Source organism: Bacteroides sp. Marseille-P3684, assembly GCF_900291465.1.
GTDB lineage: Bacteria > Bacteroidota > Bacteroidia > Bacteroidales > Bacteroidaceae > Phocaeicola_A.
On record NZ_LT985808.1, the window covers coordinates 2,981,358 to 2,996,293 of the forward strand.

7 protein-coding genes are annotated in these 14,936 nt (G+C 59.2%); 3 read left to right on the plus strand and 4 right to left on the minus strand.

The genetic code is table 11. From position 1 onward, the window contains the following. The first annotated feature begins 89 nt into the window (after positions 1 to 89). On the plus strand, positions 90 to 1,118 hold the full coding sequence (gene mltG / locus C8275_RS11750) for an endolytic transglycosylase MltG (protein ID WP_106625327.1): 1,029 nt from the start codon (positions 90 to 92) through the stop codon (positions 1,116 to 1,118). Positions 1,119 to 1,140: 22 nt separating this feature from the next. Beyond that, positions 1,141 to 2,973: a MutS family DNA mismatch repair protein gene (locus C8275_RS11755; protein ID WP_106625328.1), complete on the plus strand. Its 1,833-nt coding sequence runs from the start codon at positions 1,141 to 1,143 to the stop codon at positions 2,971 to 2,973. Positions 2,974 to 3,071: 98 nt separating this feature from the next. On the opposite strand, the gene yidC is transcribed toward C8275_RS11755, so the two are convergent. Both yidC and C8275_RS11765 read right to left on the minus strand, forming a co-directional pair. Next, positions 3,072 to 4,940 carry a membrane protein insertase YidC gene (gene yidC / locus C8275_RS11760; RefSeq protein WP_022384231.1) on the minus strand — a complete coding sequence of 623 codons (1,869 nt, stop codon included), beginning with the start codon at positions 4,938 to 4,940 and terminating at the stop codon, positions 3,072 to 3,074. Positions 4,941 to 4,984: 44 nt separating this feature from the next. After that, positions 4,985 to 6,583, minus strand: a complete 1,599-nt coding sequence (locus C8275_RS11765; protein ID WP_106625329.1) for a CTP synthase — start codon at positions 6,581 to 6,583, stop codon at positions 4,985 to 4,987. A 302-nt stretch (positions 6,584 to 6,885) separates the two neighbouring features. Here C8275_RS11765 and C8275_RS11770 point away from each other — a divergent pair, with 302 nt between their 5' ends. After that, complete coding sequence (locus tag C8275_RS11770; RefSeq protein ID WP_106625330.1) at positions 6,886 to 9,777, plus strand: glycoside hydrolase family 2 TIM barrel-domain containing protein; 2,892 nt, start codon at positions 6,886 to 6,888, stop codon at positions 9,775 to 9,777. A 558-nt stretch (positions 9,778 to 10,335) separates the two neighbouring features. Here the strand turns inward: C8275_RS11770 and C8275_RS11780 are convergent. Further along, complete coding sequence (locus tag C8275_RS11780; RefSeq protein WP_106625332.1) at positions 10,336 to 11,871, minus strand: glycoside hydrolase family 28 protein; 1,536 nt, start codon at positions 11,869 to 11,871, stop codon at positions 10,336 to 10,338. A gap of 29 nt (positions 11,872 to 11,900) precedes the next feature. Further along, positions 11,901 to 14,666, minus strand: a complete 2,766-nt coding sequence (locus C8275_RS11785) for a glycosyl hydrolase (RefSeq protein ID WP_234395766.1) — start codon at positions 14,664 to 14,666, stop codon at positions 11,901 to 11,903. Positions 14,667 to 14,936 lie beyond the last annotated feature (270 nt).

The following is a 14,936-nucleotide window of genomic DNA, read 5'->3' on the forward strand; positions in this document are numbered from 1 at the left end:
CGGATTTTATGAACCGGACTCCCCCGCGTAACGAACTTTTTACATAACTTTGCCACCCGCATCAAAACCTCTGAAAGAATCCCAAACGAATGAAACACAAGCATCTGATACGCAACTGCCTGCTGGCTGCACTGGCAGTGGCTCTCCTCGCCGGAGGAAGCATCTGTTACCTGTTCTTCAGTCCGACATTCTCGCTCAACGAAACGACTTATTTATACATCCGTCCGGGTGACACCCTGGAAAATGTCTGTCACCAACTGGAAGAGAAGGCTAACCCGAAGACGTTGACCGGCTTCCGCTGGCTGGCATCCTTCTACGGCTATGACGGACACATCCGCAGCGGACGTTACGCTGTCAAGCCCGAAGATACGGTGTTCGGACTGATACGGCGGTTGTCTACCGGGCAACAGACGCCGGTCAACCTCATCATTCCGAGTGTACGCACCACAGACAAGCTGGCTGCTGCCGTTGCGGACCGCATCATGCTTGACTCGGCGACAGTGGCTTCGGCTCTTGCCGACTCGACCGTATGCGCCCGACTGGGTTACACGACACAGACGATTGCCTGTCTCTTCATTCCCAACACTTACCAGGTGTACTGGGACATGGACCTCGACGACTTCTTCTCCCGCATGGAGAAGGAGCACAAACGGTTCTGGAACGAAGAACGCCGGAAGAAAGCGGAGGCAATCGGACTGACTCCCGAAGAGGTCATGACCCTGGCTTCCATCGTGGATGAAGAGACTGCAAAGAACGACGAGAAGCCGATGGTGGCAGGACTCTACATGAACCGACTGAAGCGCGGCATGCTGCTGCAGGCCGACCCGACCGTAAAGTTTGCCTACGGCGATTTCAGCCTGAAACGCATCCTGCACAAGCACCTGGCTGTGGACTCACCTTACAATACCTATCTGTATCCGGGACTGCCGCCGGCTCCCATCCGTATCCCTTCGATTGCAGGCATCGAGAGCGTGCTCAACTACACCCGCCACGACTACCTCTACATGTGTGCCAAGGAGGATTTCTCCGGACGCCACAACTTTGCAGCCACACTGGCAGAGCATCAGAACAACGCCCGCCGCTACCAGCAAGAGTTGAACCGACGGAAAATCTATTAACGCCCAAACAGAGAAAGAACCCATGGAACCTCATCGTACCCTGCAGACCGTCCTTGCAGACTACCAACAGCGCAAGGCGAATCACGAACAGCACCTGTCGCGCATCCAGCAACGCATCTACCGCATCGGGACCATCCGCCTGCTGCTCTTTGTGGCAGCCATTGCCGGTGCCATCTATTTCCGACACGAAGGATGGACCGTGGTCGTTCCTGTCATTGTCGTCTGCCTCGTGCCTTTCCTCATCCTGATGAAGGTACACGACCGGCTGTTCTACGACAAGGACTATACCCAGCAGCTGATTGACATCAACGCGAACGAACTGGCGGGCCTCGATTACCGGACCGACTGCTTCGACGGAGGAAAGGATTTCCAGGACCCGGCACACCCCTACTCCTACGACCTGGACCTGTTTGGCGACCGCTCCCTGTTCCAATACATCAACCGTACGTCGACCTACTTCGGACGGCAGCGGCTTGCCGGATGGTTCGCCCGTCCGCTCGACCGCAAGGCAGACATCGAGCAGCGTCAGGATGCCGTGCGCGAACTGACACCTTTGCTTGACTTCCGCCAACAGTTCCAGGCTACCGGCATGGTCTATAAAGGCAAGTTGTCCGACGGTGAGAACCTGCTGCACTGGGCAGAGTCGGTCACGGAGTTCCGCCACAGCCGGCTGCTGACGTTTGCCACTTATCTCTTCCCCGGACTCAACGCCCTGTTCTTCATCCTGGGCATGGCGGGATGGACCTCGTGGCATTGGCTCACCGGCTCGTTCATCCTGAGTGTGGTGACCAGCATTGCCCTGCAGAAGCGCATCTCCCTCTTCCAGATGTCCTATGAAGACAAGCTCGCCATCCTGGGAAGTTACGTCCGGCAGATGAAGCTCATGGAGGCACTGCGTCCGCAGAGCACCGTGCTGGCGACCTGCTGCCGACGGCTGCAAACGGGCGAGACTCCCGCCTCGGAAGCCATCCGTCAGCTGTCGAAAGAGATGAACGCCCTGAATCAGCGCAACAACATCCTTGCCTACATCCTCCTGAACGGCTTCCTGTTCTGGGAGGTGCGTCAGGTGATGCGCATCGAACGCTGGAAGGAGCAGTATGCAGGAAGCCTGCCCGTCTGGCTCGATGCCATCGGTGAAATGGATGCGCTCTGCTCCCTGGCTGCCTTTGCCTACAACCACCCGGACTACACGTTCCCCGTCCCGACGGAAACACCGTTTACCCTGTCTGCCGAACGCATGGGGCACCCGCTCATCCACCGGGACCGCTGCGTACGCAACGACATCCGCATGGAGAAGCGTCCCTACTTCATCATCATCACCGGAGCGAACATGGCGGGCAAGAGTACCTACCTGCGCACTGTCGGCGTGAACTACCTGCTCGCCTGCATGGGTGCACCGGTCTGTGCCGAACGCATGACGTTCTATCCGGCACACCTGGTGACCAGCCTGCGCACGACCGACTCGCTCAACGACAACGAATCGTACTTCTTTGCCGAACTGAAGCGGCTGAAGGGCATCATCGACCGACTCAATGCCGGAGAGGAGCTGTTCATCATCCTGGACGAGATTCTGAAAGGCACCAACTCGGTGGACAAGCAGAAGGGCTCGCTGTCGCTCATCAAGCAGTTCATCCGGCTGCAGGCGAACGGCATCATCGCCACACACGACTTACAGCTGGGGACACTTGCCGAGCTTTATCCCGACCACATACGCAACTACCGCTTTGAGGCAAGCATCAGCAACAACGAACTGACCTTCTCCTACCGCATGCAGGAGGGAGTCGCACAGAACATGAACGCATGCTTCCTGATGCAGAAGATGGGCATCTACATGGAGGAAGAGACAGCCGGATGAGGCGGCCCGACCGGACCTGCAGATACAGTTCGCGGGAGTATGTTCCACTGAAGGACATACTCCCGCGAAGTTTTTTCGGGATGAAGTGGCAGGACTTGTCAGCGACGCTTGCCGCGCTCACGCTCCTCGCGTTCACGCATCATGCGTTCCTGTTCTTTCTGGAGAGCGGCGAGCTTCTCCATCATGCCACTGCGTTTCTTCGGATTGTTCTTGTTCGCCAGCATGCGGGCTTCGAGCTTTGCGAGCAGGGCTGCTTCATCGGTCGTCTTGCGGAGCACCATCATGATGATGATACTGATCAGACCGGAGATGAAGTAGTAGTAGTTCAAACCGGACGAATAGCTGTTGAAGATGAAGATGAACATCACCGGCATCAGGTACATCATCCATTTCATGGCAGCCATCTGCGGATTGGCACCCGTATCCTGCTGCTTCATCATGATATAGGTATTGATGATGTTGCTCACACTGAAGAGCAGACAGAAGAGGCTCAGGTGGTCGCCCAGCAAAGGAATGTGCACGCCCCAGTTGATGACATCGTCATACGTCGAGAGGTCCGGCGCCCACAGGAAGCTCTGCTGACGCAACTCGATGGCGTTCGGCACGAAGTTGAAGAGGGCGATGAACACCGGCATCTGAATCAGGGCAGGCAGACAGCCGCCCATCGGGCTGACACCGTAACGGCTGTAGAGTGCCATCGTCTCCTGCTGCTTCTTCATGGCATCCTCGGGCTTGGGATATTTCTTGTTGATTTCGTCCACGTAAGGCTTCAGCACACGCATCTTGGCAGACGACATGTAGGACTTGTACGTGGCGGGATAGACGATTGCCTTCACGATGATGGTCATCAGCAGAAGCACCATGCCCATGCTCAAGCCCCAGCCGGACAGCCAGTCGAAGAGGTTGATGGTGAACCAACGGTTGATCCAGCGGAACAACGGCCAGCCCAGGTAAACCAGGTCTTCCATCTCCAGGTCCTTGCCGTCGACAGCCAGGTCATTGGTTGCCTGCAAGGTCTTGAAGTGGTTCGGTCCGAAATAGAACTGCATGCGGGTGGGCTGCTTGCCGGTCGGGTCGAAGAAGGTCGTCGTGGTGGCATCGTAGTTCTTCAGGTAGCCACTGCCCTCTGCCTGCGGCACCGACTTCAGGGTCGTGTTGTTGAAGTCCTGTCCGGCAATGAAGACGCAGGAGAAGAACTGGTTCTTGAAGGCAATCCAGTCCATCGGCTCGCCTACTTCGGTGGTCTCTTCCTTCGTCTCGCTCAGGTAGTCACTGCCCTCGCCCTTCACTTTATAGGACAAGGAGGTGTAACGGTTCTCAAAGCTGAAGCCTTTCTCCAGCTGACGGGCACGCTGGTGCCAGTGGATGTCCACGGTCTTGACCGAAGGGGCAAATGCCTGCTCCATGCCCGACGCTTCCATCGTGAAGTCGAGCATGTAGCTGTCGGCATGCAGGACATAGCGGAAGTCCAGGTGTCCGCCACCATTCATGGGCAGACGCATCACGACACTGCTGTCGGTCACCTGTTCGGGGACAAAATAGAGTTCATCGGTCCGGATGTTCTCGTTCTTGCCATTGAAGGCGAAGCTCAGTCCGGCATCCTCGCCGTCAAACAGGACAAGCGGTTGATGGTCCTGACCGTTGTACTCCTTCAACTTGGCAGACTGCACCCGTCCGCCTTTGGTGTTCAGTTTCAGTTCGACCAGATTGTTCTGCAAGGTGACTACGGATTCTTGTCCCTGGCGGGCATAGAAAAGAAGCGAGGTGGAATCTTCCGCGGCGGCCTGCTGCATCGCCAGCTGTTGCTGTGCTGCCTGCTTGGCCTCATGTTGCTCCACAAGTGCCTGGATGGAATCTTGGTAGTGCTGCATCTGTGCCTGTTCCTCACTGCTGGGGCGGTTGAAAAAGCTGAAGCCAATCAACACGGCACCAATCAAGACGAACCCGATAAGCGTGTTTTTTTCCATTCTTGGTAATGTAACTTCTTATGTATTATGGATGATAGATTGTGTTATTTCTCGATAGCTGCCTTGACGAACGACATGAACAACGGATGGGGCTTCAGCACCGTACTGCTGTATTCCGGATGGAACTGCGTGCCGATGTACCACTTCAGGCCGGTGATTTCGACAATCTCCACCAGGTCGGATTCCGGGTTGATGCCGACGCAACGCATGCCTGCCTTCTCGTACTCTGCCTTGTAGGCGTTGTTGAACTCGTAGCGGTGACGGTGACGTTCCTGGATGTGAACCTGTCCGTATGCCTCAAAGGTCTTCGAGTTCTGGTCGAGCACACATTCATAGGCACCCAGACGCATCGTTCCACCCATGTTCGTGATGGATTTCTGCTCTTCCATGATGTCGATGACGTTGTGCGGGGTCTTCTCGTCCATCTCGCGGGAGTTGGCATCGGCGTATCCCAGGACGTTGCGGGCAAACTCGATTGCCATGCACTGCATACCCAGGCAGATGCCGAAGGCGGGAAGGTTATGTGTGCGGGCATACTTGGCAGCGACGAACTTGCCCTCGATGCCACGCTGTCCGAAGCCCGGGCAGATGATGATGCCGTCCATGCCCTTCAGTGCCTCGGCTACATTCTCGTCTGTCAGCTTCTCGCTGTTGATGAAGTGGATGTCCGCCCGACGGTCGTTGTAGGTAGCCGCGTGCGACAGGGCTTCACGGATTGACTTGTAGGCGTCCTGCAGGTCATACTTGCCCACCAGACCGATGTGCACGGCTTCGGTGGCATTGTTCCGGCGATTGAGGAAGTCTTTCCACGGGCCGAGCGTCGGAGTCTCGCCAACGGGCAGCCCGACCTTCTCCAGGATGATGCTGTCCAGTCGCTGTGCCTGCATGCGCAAAGGTACTTCGTAGATTGACGGCATATCTCTCGACTCGATGACAGCCGACTCGTCGACATTGCAGAACAGGGCAACCTTCTTCTTCAGGCTTGTGCTCAGCTCATGCTCGGTGCGGAGCACCAGGATGTCGGGTTGGATTCCCACCGACTGCAGTTCCTTCACGGAGTGCTGGGTAGGCTTGGTCTTCAGCTCACCGGCAGCTGCCAGATAGGGGACGTAGGTCAGGTGCACGCACAGCGCGTTGCGGCCCAGCTCCCACTTCAACTGACGGATGCTCTCCAGATAAGGCAACGACTCGATGTCGCCCACCGTACCGCCGATCTCCGTAATCACGAAGTCGAACTTGTACTTGTTGCCCAACAGCTTCACGTTGCGCTTGATTTCGTCTGTAATGTGGGGGATAATCTGGATGGTCTTGCCTAAATAGTCGCCGCGACGTTCCTTGTCAATGACACTCTTGTAAATACGTCCGGTGGTGATGTTGTTGGCTTTCGTGGTCTGGATGCCCAGGAAACGTTCGTAGTGTCCCAGGTCCAGGTCGGCCTCGTGACCGTCGACAGTCACGTAACATTCTCCGTGTTCGTAAGGATTCAATGTTCCCGGGTCGATGTTGATGTACGGGTCGAATTTCTGGATTGTCACATTGTAACCTCTTGCCTGGAGTAGTTTACCGATAGATGATGAAATGATGCCTTTGCCCAACGAAGAGGCAACACCACCTGTAACGAAGATATACTTTGTTTCTGCCACAGCTATAATATTTTAATGGTTTGTAGTTTCTTTATCTTTAAGCATTTCAAAGTTGCAAAATTACAAAAAAACGGAGAAGACACTAGGTTTTGACAAAAACATTTTAGAAAACAGCCCTTTCCTTCCGCCTGAAAAGCAGGCAACAAACGCACCGGACGCGCACACCGGGAAAGCGGACCGACGGCGTCCGATGAAAAAGATGAAAGGGAAAGGAGCCTGAAGGTGTCGCTTTATCTGAAAAAAGACTAACTTTGCGACATTTGAACAGCCTGCAAAGGCATTTCGCATATCCTGTTATAACTATGAAACAAACACTACTCACGGGACTGATGCTCCTCGGGGCAACACTCGGCCTACGGGCACAGGCTCCGCATCCGGAACGGATTTACTTGTCCGGCACGGGAATCGATGACACGAAAACATGGGAATTCTTCTGTTCGAAGGGGCAGAACAGCGGCAGCTGGAAACCGATTGAGGTGCCTTGCTGCTGGGAGACGCAGGGCTTCGGCGAATACACCTACGGACGCTGGTACACCGTCAAGGGGGCAAAGCCCAGCGACGAGACAGGGACCTACCGACACACGTTCAAGGCGCCACGCACGGAGAACGGACAGCGCGTGAAGCTCTTCTTCGACGGAGTCATGACCGACGCGGAGGTCCGCGTCAACGGACAGCCCGCCGGGGACATTCACCGGGGAGCCTTCTACCGCTTCTCCTACGACATCACCGACCTGCTGCGCCCGGGCAAGAAGAACACCCTCGAAGTGAAGGTGGCGAAACAGTCCGCCGACAAGAGCGTCAACAATGCCGAGCGGCGAGCCGACTGGTGGCTTTTCGGCGGCATCTTCCGTCCTGTCTGGCTGGAAGTCGTGCCCGCGGTGAACATGGCGCACATCATCCTCGATGCCGACCAGCACGGACGGCTCCGCGCACAGGTCCGCATGGAGGGCGACGCGCAGGGCTACGCACTCACGACATCCTTGCGGCGCCTCTCCGACGGGACACCGGTGCGCAACGCGTCGGGCAGTGACAGCCAGACCGTCCGCATCGCCGACAACCGTGCGGAGCAGCTCATCGACAGCCGGTGGGAGGACATCCACGCCTGGACACCGGAATCCCCCACCCTCTACGTCGCGCGGGTGGAACTGAAGTCGCCCGACGGCAAGGTCATCCAGGCGCGCGAGTTCCGCACGGGTTTCCGCACCGTGGAGTTCTTCCCGCAGGACGGACTTTACCTGAACGGCACGCGCCTCGTCCTGAAAGGCATCAACCGGCACTCCTTCTCGACCGACGGCGGACGCACGACGAGCGCAGCCATGAGCAGGGAGGATGCCAAGCTCATCAAGCAGATGAACATGAATGCCGTCCGCTCGCACTACCCGCCCGACGAACATTTCCTCGACATGTGCGACTCGCTCGGACTGGTCTACATCGACGAGCTGGCGGGCTGGCACGGCAAGTATGACACCGAGGTGGGCACGCGCCTCGTCCGGGAGATGGTCGAACGGGACGTCAACCATCCCTGCATCGTCATCTGGAGCAACGGCAACGAGGGGGGATGGAACACGCGCCTCGACACCCTCTTTGCCACACACGACGTCTTCCAGCGGCGACACGTCATCCACCCGTGGGCGGACTTCAACGACCTCGACACCCATCATTATCCGGCTTACCTGACGGGGGTGGCACGCTTCACCAACGGCTACAAGGTGTTCATGCCGACCGAGTTCATGCACGCCATGTACGACCAGGGAGGCGGCGCGGGACTGCGCGACTTCTGGGACCGCTGGTGCACAAACCCGCTGTTTGCCGGAGGCTTCATCTGGGCGTTCTGCGACGAGGCGCCGAAACGCAGCGACCGGGGCGGCGTGCTCGACTCCGACAAGTCGAATGCTCCCGACGGGGTGCTCGGACCGCGGCGCGAGAAGGAGGGCAGCTTCCATGCCGTCCGGGCGCAATGGTCGCCCGTGCAGCTCCGTCCGCTCTTCATCACGGACCACTTCGACGGCTCGTTCCAGGTGACGAACGAATACCTCTACACCCGTCTGTCGGCTTGCCGCATGACATGGAAGGTGCTGCTCTGCGCCACCCCGCTGCTGGAGCGGAATCCGCGTGCGGAGGTGCTGGCCGAGGGCACAGTCACCCTGCCCGACATTGCTCCCGGCGAGACGGGGACGGCACACTTCTCCCTCCCCGATGCCTTCCGCAACGGCGACGTGCTGGAACTGGAAGCCTTCGACCGCGACGGGCACAGCCTCTGCCAGTGGACCTACCCCATCAAGAACGCGCGAACCTACTATGAAGAGAAGCTCGCCTTCACCCCGCAGACCCTCGAATGGACCGAACCTGCCACTGCCGTGCGCCGGGACGGGACGGTGACACTGAAGAGCGACCGGGTGACCGTCGCCTTCGACGACTCGACGGGCATCATCCGGCGTGTGACGGCCGACGGCGTGGAGGTGCCGCTCACCAACGGACCGCTGCCCGTGGGCATGAAGATGCGCTACAACGCCGACCGCAGTTACGTGCGCCGCGCGGCTGACGGAGCGGTGTTCTGTGCACGCTACCAGGGTGGCGCCGACTCCATCGTGTGGAAGCTGACGGACAACGGACTGCTCTACATGGACGCCCTGCTGCTGAACCGCGCCTCGGGTGGCGAAGGCTTTGACGACGCCTTCATGGACACGAAAGTCTACAACCTGGGACTCACGTTCGACTATCCGGAACAGCTCTGCACGGGCATGCAGTGGCTAGGACGCGGACCGTACCGCGTCTGGAAGAACCGCATCCCCGGCACGAACTACAACATCTGGCAGAAGGACTACAACAACACCATCACGGGCGAAAGCTTCGAGAACCTCGTCTACCCGGAGTTCAAGGGCTATCATGCGAACCTTTACTGGGCGGGCATCCGCAGTGACAAGGCTCCGTTCACCGTCTACAGCCGCACGGACGGCATCTTCTTCCGCGTCTTCACACCCGAAGAGCCGAAGGGTGGTGACGGACGCACCATGCCGCGTTTCCCGGACGGCGACCTGTCGTTCCTGCTCGACATTCCTGCCATCCGTTCGTTCAAACCGACGGAACAGCAGGGTCCGAACAGCCAGCCGGGCAACATCCGCATCAAGAGTGGCGACGAGGGCCTGCACATCGACCTGGTGTTCGACTTCCGGCACACCGACAAGGAACATTGACTTCCCGTCGGATTGACTCTCTGCAGGGACGAGCGGTCTGCTCGCCCGGTCCAATCCCGCAACCCATAACCTCTCCGCACGGAGACACGGAGGAATCACAACCCCTTCGTGTCTCCGTGTTTTTTTGTCCGTTGACACACGGACGGGGCGGAAACGGCTTGCAAGCCCTTCTTTTCAACGGAAACGAAACAGGATACGGCGTATCCAGCCCCATTTTAAATCCAGAGAAGCTAGATACGGCTTACAAAGCCTCCAATGAGAATGAAACGAAACAGGATACGGCGTATCCTCTTCCATTTGGAACAAAACGAAACTGGATACGACATTTCCAGCTTCGTTTCGAAAGAAAAGACACTAGATACGCCGTATCTTCTTTCGTTTAAAACAAAACGAAACAAGAAACGCTGTTTCCGGGACCTCTCGCAACGGGGAGGACCTGGAAACAGCGTTTCCGGCTTGACGCAGCAGGAAGGGAAGGCGTTGCCGTCCGTCGAACCACCCGACGGGAACGGCACCAGGCGGTGAACGCCGCACCGCCCTTCCGCTGAACAAAAACGATTAACGGACGGACTGATTGAGGTTCTTGCAGAAGCGCGCCTTCACGCTGTCGCCCTCCTCGGGGAGGATGGTGACGTCGCGCAGGGTGATGTCCTCGGCATAGATGAACTCAGCGCCCAGCTTGGAGGTGATGTGGACGTTCTCCAGCGTGATGTTCTTGATGGGCATCTCGGGAATGCCGTTGAAATAGAGCGCGCGGCGTGCCCCGGCACAGGTGAGGTGGCTGATGTGGATGTTGCGGAAGCAGGGGGTCGTCTCGTCGACAGGCATCGGGTCGATGGCTGCGGGGACGGACTCGCCGCTCTCCAGCACTTCCACGGCAGACTTGCCGCCGTAGTGGAGGTCGAAGGTCACCGGCTCGGTGGGGATGTTGGTCATCGTGACGTGGTCCACCCAGATGTTCTCCACCGTTCCGCCGCGTCCGCGTTTGCTCTTGAAGCGCAGGCCGACGTCCGTGCCCAGGAAGCTGCAACGGCTCACGAAGATGTTCCGCACGCCGCCGCTCATCTCGCTGCCCACCACGAAGCCGCCGTGTCCCTGGAACACCGTGCAGCCGTCGATGAGCACATTCTCGCAGGCGCGTCCGCGTCGGCGTCCGTCTTCATCCTTGCCGCTCTTGAGGCAAATGCCGTCGTCGCCCACGTCGAAGACGGAATTGACGATAAGGGCATTGCGGCACGACTCCAGGTCGAGCCCGTCGCCGTTCTGCGCATAGCTCGGGTTGCGCACGAGGACGTCCTCAATCAGCACGTTCTCGCACATCAGCGGGTGGAGGTTCCACGCCGGGGAGTTCTGGAAGATGACGCCCTGCAGCCAGACGTTCTTGCAGGAGATGAGGCTCACCATGACCGGACGGAGGAAGTGGCGGACGCTCTGCCACTCGGCTTCGGTCTTCAGGTTCTGCGGGACGTTCATGTTGCTGATGGTGTCGCCGTGCAGGGTCTCCGGGTAGGGGAACCAGTAGTCGGGACGCTTGAAGACGCCTCCCCGGGCGATGGTCTTCTTCCATTGGCTCTCGGTGACCTTGCCTTTTTTCAGCGGACGCCAGAAGTGTCCGTTACCGTCGATGGCTCCCTGTCCGGTGATGGCTACATTCTCGAGATTCCGTCCGGAGATGGGCGACTGGCAGCGTCGGGTGTCGAGCCCTTCGAAGACGGTCTCCACGAGGGGATAGAGGTCGACGTCGGGCGAGAAGAGGATGACGGCTCCCTTCTCCAGATGGAGGTCGATGTTGCTCTCCAGCACGATGGGTCCGGTAAACCAGATGCCCGCGGGGACGATGAGGTGGCCGCCGCCCTGGCTGCCCAGCGTGCGGATGGCACGGGCAAAGGCGTCGGTGCAGAGTGTCTTTCCGTCGCCGACGGCTCCGAAGTCGGTGAGCGTCACGTGTCGGTCGGGGAAATCGGGTGCCTGGATGCGCGGCATCTCGAACGGCAGCTTCTCATAGAGGGCTTCATACTTGTAGCCCGTCGGCTGGGCGTTCGTCACGCCCAGTCCGAACAGCAGGGAAAGCACAAGAAAGGTAATGCGTTTCATAGTGTATCGTGTTTTGAGGTTTGTGTATGTCAATTATCCATTGTCAATTGTCCATTGTCCATCGCCTGGAGGGGTGTCAGGCTGACGGGACCGAGGAGTCCGCTCTCCATCGGCTGCCAGTGGGCGTAGGTGCCCTTCTTGTAGTTGATGGTGGCGACGTTGATGTCCTTGAACTTGCGCCAGGGCACTTGGCGTCGGTCCATCTCGGCGATGCGGTTTGCAGGCAGATTGGTGACCTCCACCTCGAGCACGTTCTCGCCGGGCTTCAGATAGCGTCCCACGAGGCAGCTGTAGGGCAATGCCCAGAGGGTGGCGACTTCCTGTCCGTTGATGCGCACCCGTGCACTCTCGCGCACATCGCCCAGGGAGAGCAGCCACTCGTCTGCCTCCGCCGACAGACGGAAGCGGTAGGTGTAGCATGCCGTGCCCATGGTGTTGGCGACGTTCTCGCCGGGCAGGTCGGTCCAGGAGCCCAGCGTCACGTATGCCGGCACGCCGCTCACGGCAGGGTTGCTCTCCACGAAGCGGAAGTCCCACTCGGCTCCGAAGGGGAGGGGCTCCGCTGCCTTCTTATAGGCAGGATAGGCGGCAGCCTCGACCTGCTGCGAGGTGAACGTCTGCAGGAAGGTCGACTCGCCGGATGCGAGCTGGAGGTAGACTTCCGTCTGTCCGTCCCTGATGCGCAGGGGCGCCTTGCCCCAGGTGCTGTCCATGGGGTTGTATCGCACCACCGACGTGGCAGGCACCGTCAGGGGGACCCATCCGTCGGTGTCACGCCCCGTCAGGGCGGAGAGGAAGTAGAGGTAGCCGTCGTCGTGGGCGCGGCGGAGGTAGTTCAGACCGAAGTCGGTGTGCAGGCGTTCGGCGGGGACGTGTGCCTGTGCCAGGGTGGCTGCATAGTCGGTGCCGAAGAGGATGTGCGGATGCGCTTTGCCCGTCAGGTCCTGCAGCACGGTGCGGAACTCCTTCCTGCGTTCGTCCAGCCTGCCCCATCCGGGCACATCCTCGGGATATTGGTCGAGGAAGATGATGGTTGCCCCGGCATCGGCGAGCGCGAGGAGCTTCCGCAGGACCTCCGTCGGCATGAGCTTCGCACCGGGAACGACCAGCGCCTTGTAGGCGGTGCCGCCGGGCGTCAGGAGGGCACCATCCCGGCAGACGGTCTGCTCGACGAAGCGGTCGGAGATGTAGTCCACGTCGTAGCCCGCCGCGCGTATCTTGTTGACCGCCTCGATGAAGCGGGGGGCACGGCGGTCCATCTTGTGGATGTCGAACATCAGCAGGCGTCCGTCCTGCTCCTGCCACATGTCATAGAGCGGCAGGTAGAGCAGGAAGTCATTGTCCGGCGTGCCCTGCTGCAGGAGGCTCTGGCAACGGGTGATGTAGGTGAAGAACGCCGGAGCGTCGCGCCAGATGGAGTTCGTCGGGCTCATGTCGACCGACGCATAGAACTTCCATCCGGGCCAGGGGTCGTCCTGCGGCGAATAGGTGGTGCCGTGGAAGTAGACGTGGTTCACGCCGGAGAGGAACATCAGGTCGAGGTCGGGCTTGCACTGCGAGAGTGACGTACGGAAGTGCTCCGTGAGCCAGGTGAAGGTCTCCGACGAGGTGTAGGGCTTGCCCGTGAGGTGTGCTGCCGACGAGGCGTACTTCAGCATGGAGATGTCGGAGAAGTTGGGGCGTGTGAGGGAGTCCTTGCGCAGTCCCCTGATGCCGAAGTCCGTCAAGCCGAAGCCCTCGCACTCCGGCACGTCGACGGCGGCATAGAGGTCAATCAGATTGCCGGGCGAACCGTGTGCCTGGTTGCGTGTGGAGGAGTTGTGGCTGTGTGCCCATGCCGTCCAGCGGCGGGTGAAGTTCTCCAGCAGCAGGTCGGAGAGTGTCTCGCGGTAGTCGGAGATGATGCGTGCGGTGGCGTCGGTGCGTTCCTCCGACAGGAACTCGGGCAGGTGTTCCTCCAGCTTGTAGCCGCGGCGTTCGTAGAACTTGTCGAAGAGCCCCTGCGTCCAGTCCGCCTTGTAGACTTCGTAGGAGTCGTTGAAGACGTTGTGCGGGAAGGCGGTTCCGGCGAACGCTTCGTCAAACTGTGCCAGGTAGCCGTCCACGGCATGCGCCGAGAAGTGGTCGAGCACGTAGCCCTCCCCTCCGGGAGCCGCCCGCTTCACCTTTTGCCGGGTCTTCCCGCAGAAGGCGGCTATCAGCCTCCATTCACCCTCCGGTGCGTCCCAGGTGAGGGTTCCCTGACGGACGTTGGCAGTCAGGTCGAGGCATTTTCCGCCGTCCGCGAATGCCATCAGGCGTTCCAGCACGGCGTAAGGCTTCTGCTTGGCATCGTCCACACCGACGGGCATCTGCACATGCTTGCCGCCCCGTACCCTGTATTCGGAGACGACGAGCTGACACGCCGCATCCTGCATGGACACTTCCGGTCCGCCGAAGGGCCAGCCTGTCCCGTTGTTCATGTCGACCTGCATGCCCAGCTCCTTCGCCAGCGTCAGGGTATAATCGTACATCCGCATCCATGCGGGAGAGAGATAGGGACGCTCGTTGCGCTCGTTCCCCTGTACGCCGTAGATGGGCGTAATCTCGACCGTCCCGATGCCGGCACGGGCATACTCCCTCAGGTTGTAAGCCAGGTTGACCGAGTCGACGGCGCTTCCCATCCACCACCAGCGGGTGCCGGGCTTCATCTCGGACGACACGGCGGGCCATCCCGGCTGTTGTGCCCACAGCGGTCCGGCGCAGCTAATGCACAGTCCCGCGGCGAGCACATGTCTCATTGCAATTCGTTTCATAGTCTTGTTTTGTTTATGGATTCGGCTTCCGCAAAGTCCGGCACGGCGGCGGGGCATCCTCCCCGGCACGCAGGGGCTTGGCGGAAGGTTAATCAGTTGTTTTTCATCCTTCGCGGGGGCGCCCTTGCGGCGCGTCCGCCTTTGCGGAGATAAAAGTAATCCAAATCGCGCAAAGACTGCCATTTGCAAGAGATTTTCTTAATGTATTCGGTGCTGGAAAAGCCCTTTTTGCAATATATTCCATCTGAACGAACGATTTTCCATGTTGTA

Coding starts and splice junctions, on each gene's coding strand:
- C8275_RS11785 (WP_234395766.1), bottom strand. CDS start 14,666: ATGAAACGAATTGCAATGAGACATGTGCTCGCCGCGGGACTGTGCATT.
- C8275_RS11755 (WP_106625328.1), top strand. CDS start 1,141: ATGGAACCTCATCGTACCCTGCAGACCGTCCTTGCAGACTACCAACAG.
- mltG (WP_106625327.1), top strand. CDS start 90: ATGAAACACAAGCATCTGATACGCAACTGCCTGCTGGCTGCACTGGCA.
- yidC (WP_022384231.1), bottom strand. CDS start 4,940: ATGGAAAAAAACACGCTTATCGGGTTCGTCTTGATTGGTGCCGTGTTG.
- C8275_RS11780 (WP_106625332.1), bottom strand. CDS start 11,871: ATGAAACGCATTACCTTTCTTGTGCTTTCCCTGCTGTTCGGACTGGGC.
- C8275_RS11770 (WP_106625330.1), top strand. CDS start 6,886: ATGAAACAAACACTACTCACGGGACTGATGCTCCTCGGGGCAACACTC.